This window comes from Polaromonas sp. P3_C2, from assembly GCF_056402675.1.
Genome location: NZ_JBFUGX010000265.1, coordinates 1 through 5,538, shown reverse-complemented (window position 1 = coordinate 5,538; position 5,538 = coordinate 1). Strand labels below are relative to the sequence as shown.

Genomic DNA, 5,538 nt, shown 5'->3' with positions numbered 1-5,538 from the left:
ACCCACCATGGTCTGGTAGCCCAGCGGCGTCGAGGCAATAAAACCATGGATGCGGGCCGCGCGCGCGGCTTCTTCGACCTCGGCATGGCTGGCGCCCGGCTTGCCGTAGGCGATGTTGTATTCCACCGTGTCGTTGAACAGCACGGTGTCCTGCGGCACAATGCCGATGGACTGGCGCACGCTGGACTGCGTGACCTGCTTGATGTCCTGCCCGGCAATGGTGATGCGGCCCTGCTGGACATCGTAAAAGCGGTAGAGCAGGCGCGCCAGCGTGGACTTGCCGGCGCCCGAAGAGCCCACCACCGCGACGGTCTTGCCCGGCGGAATTTCAAAGCTCACGTTGTGCAGGATGGGCCGCGCCGGGTCGTAGGCGAAGTTCACATTCTCAAAACGCACGGCCGGGGTGCCGTCTATGACGATGGGCTGGGCGCCCGGCACGTCGGCGATTTCACGCTCGCGCTCCATCAGCACAAACATCTTGTCCAGGTCGGTCAGGCTTTGCTTGATCTCGCGGTAAATCACACCCAGGAAACCCAGCGGAATGTAGAGCTGGATCATGAAGGCATTGACCATCACCAGGTCGCCCAGGGTCATGCGACCGTCCACCACCCCCTGGGTCGCGCGCCAGAGCATGGCCACCAGCCCGATGGCGATGATGAGCTGCTGCCCGGTGTTGAGCAGGCTCAGCGTGTTCTGGCTCTTGATGGCGGCACGCCGGTAGCGCTGCAGGTTTTCGTCGTAGCGTGCGGCTTCAAACTCTTCGTTGTTGAAGTACTTGACGGTTTCGTAGTTCAGCAGCGAATCGATGGCGCGGCTGTGGGCCGACGAATCGAGCTCATTCATGGCCTTGCGAAACTGTGTGCGCCACTCTGTCACCGTGACAGTGAAGAAAATGTAGAACACGAGCGCGATGCCCGTGATGCCGGCAAACCAGACGTCGAACTTGACGGCCAGCAGCGTCAGCACCAGCGTCACTTCAATCAGCGTCGGGATGATGCTGTAGAGCGAGTACGAGATCAGCGAATGCACGCCGCGCGTGCCGCGCTCGATGTCGCGCGTCATGCCGCCGGTTTGCCGCTCCAGGTGAAAGCGCAGGCTGAGCGCATGCAGGTGCCTGAACACTTCCAGCGAAATCCGCCGCGCCGCGCCTTCAGTGGCTTTGGCAAACACCAGTTCGCGCAGTTCGGTAAAAAGCGTCGTCGACAGGCGCAGCAAGCCGTAGGCCAGCAGCAGCGCCACCGGCACCACCAGCACCGCCTGTGCGTCGCCCGGCTTGAAGTTCATGGCGTCGACCAGGTTCTTCAGCAAGAGCGGCACGCMCACGTTGGCCATCTTGGCGCCCACCATGAAGCTCAGGGCCGCCAGCACGCGCCATTTGTAATCCCACAGGTAAGGGAAAAGGCGTTTGAGGGTGCCAAGGTCCGAGCGCTGGAACGCGAGCGCCTTGCCGGCGCCCGGCGCTGACGCGGCGGCAGGCACAGCCAGGGAAGAATCAACAGCGGAAGCTCGGGAGCGCATGAGGGACAATCGTGTAGGTTGTTGTAATAACTTTTTCAGATTGTGCCTATGTCTACCGAATCAAGCACCCATACGGACATTCACGCCGAGGACGCCCTGAACGTCCAGTTGCCCACCGACAAGGAACTGGTGCTCAAGGTCATTCCCATGCCGGCCGACTGCAATGCCAACGGCGACATCTTCGGCGGCTGGGTCATGGCGCAGGTCGACCTGGCCGGCTCGGTGGTACCGGCCCGCCACGTGGACGGGCGCATGGCGACCGTGGCCGTCAACCAGTTCATTTTCAAGCAGCCCGTGCGGGTCGGCGACATCCTGTCGTTTTTCTCCTGCGTGACCCGTATCGGCACCACGTCCATCACGGTCCAGGTTGAGGTCTATGCCGAGCGCTTTCGCGCCCAGGGCCGCTACATCAAGGTCACCGAAGCCAGCCTGACTTACGTGGCCATTGACGATTTCGGCAAGCCCCGCAAGATTCCCAAAGCCTGACGCCCGGGTTCCAGGTGCCTTCACCTGCCACCCGGATGCTATTTATTTGATAGCTGCTTGCGCCAGATACAAAAGGCCTACAGGCCTTTTTTGCTTAAATTTTCCCGCAATCCCCGTCAGGCACCCCACCAGCCCACGCGAGGGGCAGCCTGGGCTTCTTCCAGCTCCGTCTCGCTGACTTCGATCTCCATGCGCAGCAGCGCTGCCGCCATGGCCTTGCCCAGGCTGTCCAGGCGCAGGTTGCGCGCGCCGCCGCCTTGCAGCGCGCCTTGCAATACCAGCTTGAGGGCCAGGATATTGGGCAAGCGCCAGCATTGCACCGCGCCCGGCAGCCAGGGCGCAAAGTGCGCCTGCACGCGTTCGGCCGTCACCTCGCGCTCGATGAGCCGGTAACCCGTTTCGTTCCAGGCAAAGAGGCCAAAGTCCACCCAGTCGGCCTTGTCGCCGCTGCGCGCATGCGCGAGCTTCACCAATTGCACCCTCATGACTGCAACACCTCCACACGCACCGCCGCCTCAACCGCTTGCCGGTCAATCAGCGCAGGCCAGATGCCCAACAACTCGCTACTGTTGTTCAGGCCGTGAAAGCCGCAGGTATAGGCCGGCCCGCTCAAAGCCATCCACGGAAAGAGCCGGCCAAAACCTTCAGCAACCGCTTTGTCCTGCGTCCTGATCGCCATACGAACCCAGACCTCGTTGAGCTCCGCCAGCACTGCAGGCGCAGGCAGTGGCGCCAGTGGGCCATGTGCCGAGTTGAGCCCCGGGAATTCGACAAAGAGTTCGTCATGTGCCAGGCGCTTGTCCCTCAGCTGGACTTTCACCATCTCCACGGCTGCCACTGCCTTGTCGTAGGCATCAGGCCAGCTAAAGCCCCAGGTGACCTCGGCCTTGTAGCCGTCGCGAAACCCGCCCACCACCTTGAGCTGCGCGGGCCGCGTGTGGCCGCGCACGCCCGTCATGCGCACGGCATCGTTGCCCAGGTCTTCCAGCCGCACCACCGATAAATCCATCACCACATCGGGCGAGGCATAGTGTCCCGGGTCATGCACCTCATACAGCAGCTGCTGGCGCACCGTATCGAAATTGATGCGGCCGCCCGTGTCCGGTGCCTTGGTGATCAGCGCCGTGCCGTCTTCACTGACCTCGGCGATGGGATAGCCGATATGGGCGAGATCGGGAATGGCCTTCCACGCCTGCTGGCTGCCAAAGTTGCCGCCGCTGCCCTGGCCCGAGCATTCGAGCAAGTGCCCCACCGCGAGACCCTGCGCCAGCCGGTCGAGATCCACTTGCGCCTCTGCGTCCTCCAGCTTCCAGTTGAATTCATGCACAAGCGGCGCCAGGAACAGCGCCGCATCGGCGACGCGCCCTGTCACCACAATATCGGCGCTTTGCTGCAACGCCGACACGATGGGCCGCGCGCCCAGATAGGCATTGGCAAACACCATGCGCTCGCGCACGGACTCAAAGCCCTGGCCGTTGAACATGTGCGGCGGTGCGATCGCCCCCAGCTGCGGCAGGACTTCATCACCCGTGACCACCGCGATGCGCGCCTTCCAGCCTTTGGCCGCAAAGGCTGCACGCAATGCAGCAGCCGCGCCCGCAGGATTGAGCCCACCCGCGTTGCAGATGAACTTTACGCTGCGCGCCTGCATCAGCGGCCACAGCTTCATCAGCATGGGGACCACATCCCGTGCATAGCCCAGTGCAGGGTCGCGCTGCCGGTCTTTTTGCAGGATGGCCAGCGTCAGCTCGGCGAGGTGGTCACTCGCGATGTAGTGCACACCACCGCGCTCGATGCTCGCGGCCACAGGCTCCCATGCGTCACCGTAGAAACCCAAGCCTGCGCCTATACGAACATTTCCTCTCATGTAAGGGATTACGCTTGATCGCGTATGCGACACGTATTCGGAACAACCCCTAGCGACAGACCTTTAAGCGACAGCTATAACCAAAGTTCATCAAAGGGGAGACTGCTTCGTGCAATTCCTGCAGTTGCTCATCAGCGGCGTCGCCCAGGKCTGTATCTACGGCCTTATCGCGCTGGGCTTTGTACTGATTTACAAGGCCACCGAGACGGTCAGCTTCGCGCAGGGCGAACTGATGATGCTGGGCGCTTTCGGAGGCCTGGCCTGCATGACCTTGCTGGGGTTTCCCTTCTGGTTGGCGGTGATCAGCGCGATTGCGGGCATGGCGCTCTTCGGCATGGTGCTGGAGCGCCTCGTGATACGCCCCATCCTCGGCCAGCCCGCGTTTTCCATCGTGATGCTGACCATAGGTGTCGGCTACACGGCGCGCGGCCTCATCACCATGATCCCCGGCATAGGCACCGAAACCTATGTGCTGCCCGTGCCCTACAAAGACCAGATATGGAGCCTGGGCGCGCTGGTCATCAATGTCGAGCAGGTTGCCATCATCGTCACTACCGCAGCGCTGTGCCTCGTCTTGTTTGCGATGTTCAAGTACAGCAAGCTGGGCATCGCCATGCAGGCGTCGTCGCAAAACCAGCTGGCCGCGTACTACATGGGCATCCCCGTGAAACGCCTTAACGGCCTCGTGTGGGCGCTGGCCTCGGCCGTCGCCGCGATTGCCGGCCTCTTGCTCGCACCCATCACCTTTGTGCACGCCAACATGGGTTTTATCGGGCTCAAGGCTTTCCCGGCCGCGGTGGTAGGCGGTTTCGGCAGCCTGCCAGGCGCAATTGTGGGCGGCCTTGTCATCGGCCTGGTCGAATCGTTCTCGGGCTTTTATCTGCCCGACGGCTTCAAGGACATTGCTGCCTATGTGGTGGTGCTCATCATGCTGATGGTCAAGCCCAGCGGCCTGTTCGGCGAAAAGCTGAGAAAAAAGGTCTGACCCGTCATGCGTTTTATTTTCAAAACCGATTACGGGCAAGACATCAAGCTTGCGAAGCACACCGGCCATGTGTTCTGGTATGGCGCGCTGATGCTGTTGTTGCTCGCCGCGCCCTGGCTGTTTCCCGAGTACTGGCTCGCACAACTCACCTTCGTGATGATCTACGCCATCGCCGGGCTGGGCCTGATGTTGCTGGCGGGTTTCACCGGCCTCTTCTCTTTGGGGCACGCGGCCTTTCTGGGCGTCGGCGCTTACACGCAGGCGGTGATGACCAATGCAGGCCTGCCCTTTCCCATCGCACTGGTTTGCGCCGCCGGCTTGTCGGCCGCGGTAGGCCTGGTCGTGGGCCTGCCCGCGCTGCGCGTGAAGGGCATTTACCTCGGTATGGCCACGCTGTCTTTTGGTTTCATTGTTGAAGAAGTGTTTGCACGCTGGGAAAGCGTCACCGGCGGCAATGCCGGCATCCACATCAAGGTGCCCGACATGTTCGGCTGGAAGCTGGCCAGCGGCGAGTCGTTTTATTTCCTCTGCCTCGTCATCACCGTTGCCGCCACACTGGGCATCCTCAACCTCCTGCGCTCGCCCACGGGCCGGGCTTTTGTGGCGATTCGCGACTCAGAGATTTCCGCGCAGAGCATGGGCATCCATCTGGCGCGCTACAAGACGCTGTCGTTTGCGCTGT

General features: G+C 62.0%; 6 protein-coding genes. 3 read left to right on the top strand and 3 right to left on the bottom strand.

Annotated elements, in window-relative coordinates:
- Positions 1–1,518 (bottom strand): ABCB family ABC transporter ATP-binding protein/permease (locus AC1DWI_RS12430; RefSeq protein WP_477724930.1); only part of this gene is annotated, 1,518 nt, incomplete at its 3' end.
- Positions 1,519–1,566: 48 nt separating this feature from the next.
- Between AC1DWI_RS12430 and AC1DWI_RS12425 the strand changes: the two genes are divergently transcribed.
- Entirely contained in the window at positions 1,567–2,004 is a 438-nt protein-coding gene (locus AC1DWI_RS12425; protein WP_457281131.1) for an acyl-CoA thioesterase, read from the top strand.
- Between the two features lie 116 nt (positions 2,005–2,120).
- On the opposite strand, the gene AC1DWI_RS12420 is transcribed toward AC1DWI_RS12425, so the two are convergent.
- Both AC1DWI_RS12420 and AC1DWI_RS12415 read right to left on the bottom strand, forming a co-directional pair.
- Complete coding sequence (locus AC1DWI_RS12420) at positions 2,121–2,489, bottom strand: AtuA-related protein (RefSeq protein ID WP_477668425.1); 369 nt, start codon at positions 2,487–2,489, stop codon at positions 2,121–2,123.
- Positions 2,486–3,871 (bottom strand): acyclic terpene utilization AtuA family protein, encoded by a 1,386-nt coding sequence (locus tag AC1DWI_RS12415; protein ID WP_477668426.1) that lies wholly within the window; start codon positions 3,869–3,871, stop codon positions 2,486–2,488. Before AC1DWI_RS12415 ends, AC1DWI_RS12420 begins: the two co-directional genes overlap by 4 nt.
- Positions 3,872–3,980: 109 nt before the next feature.
- On the opposite strand from AC1DWI_RS12415, the gene AC1DWI_RS12410 reads away from it, so the two are divergent.
- Positions 3,981–4,856: a branched-chain amino acid ABC transporter permease gene (locus AC1DWI_RS12410; RefSeq protein ID WP_477724929.1), complete on the top strand. Its 876-nt coding sequence runs from the start codon at positions 3,981–3,983 to the stop codon at positions 4,854–4,856.
- A 6-nt stretch (positions 4,857–4,862) separates the two neighbouring features.
- On the top strand, positions 4,863–5,538 hold a 676-nt coding region (locus AC1DWI_RS12405), incomplete at its 3' end, for a branched-chain amino acid ABC transporter permease (RefSeq protein ID WP_477724928.1).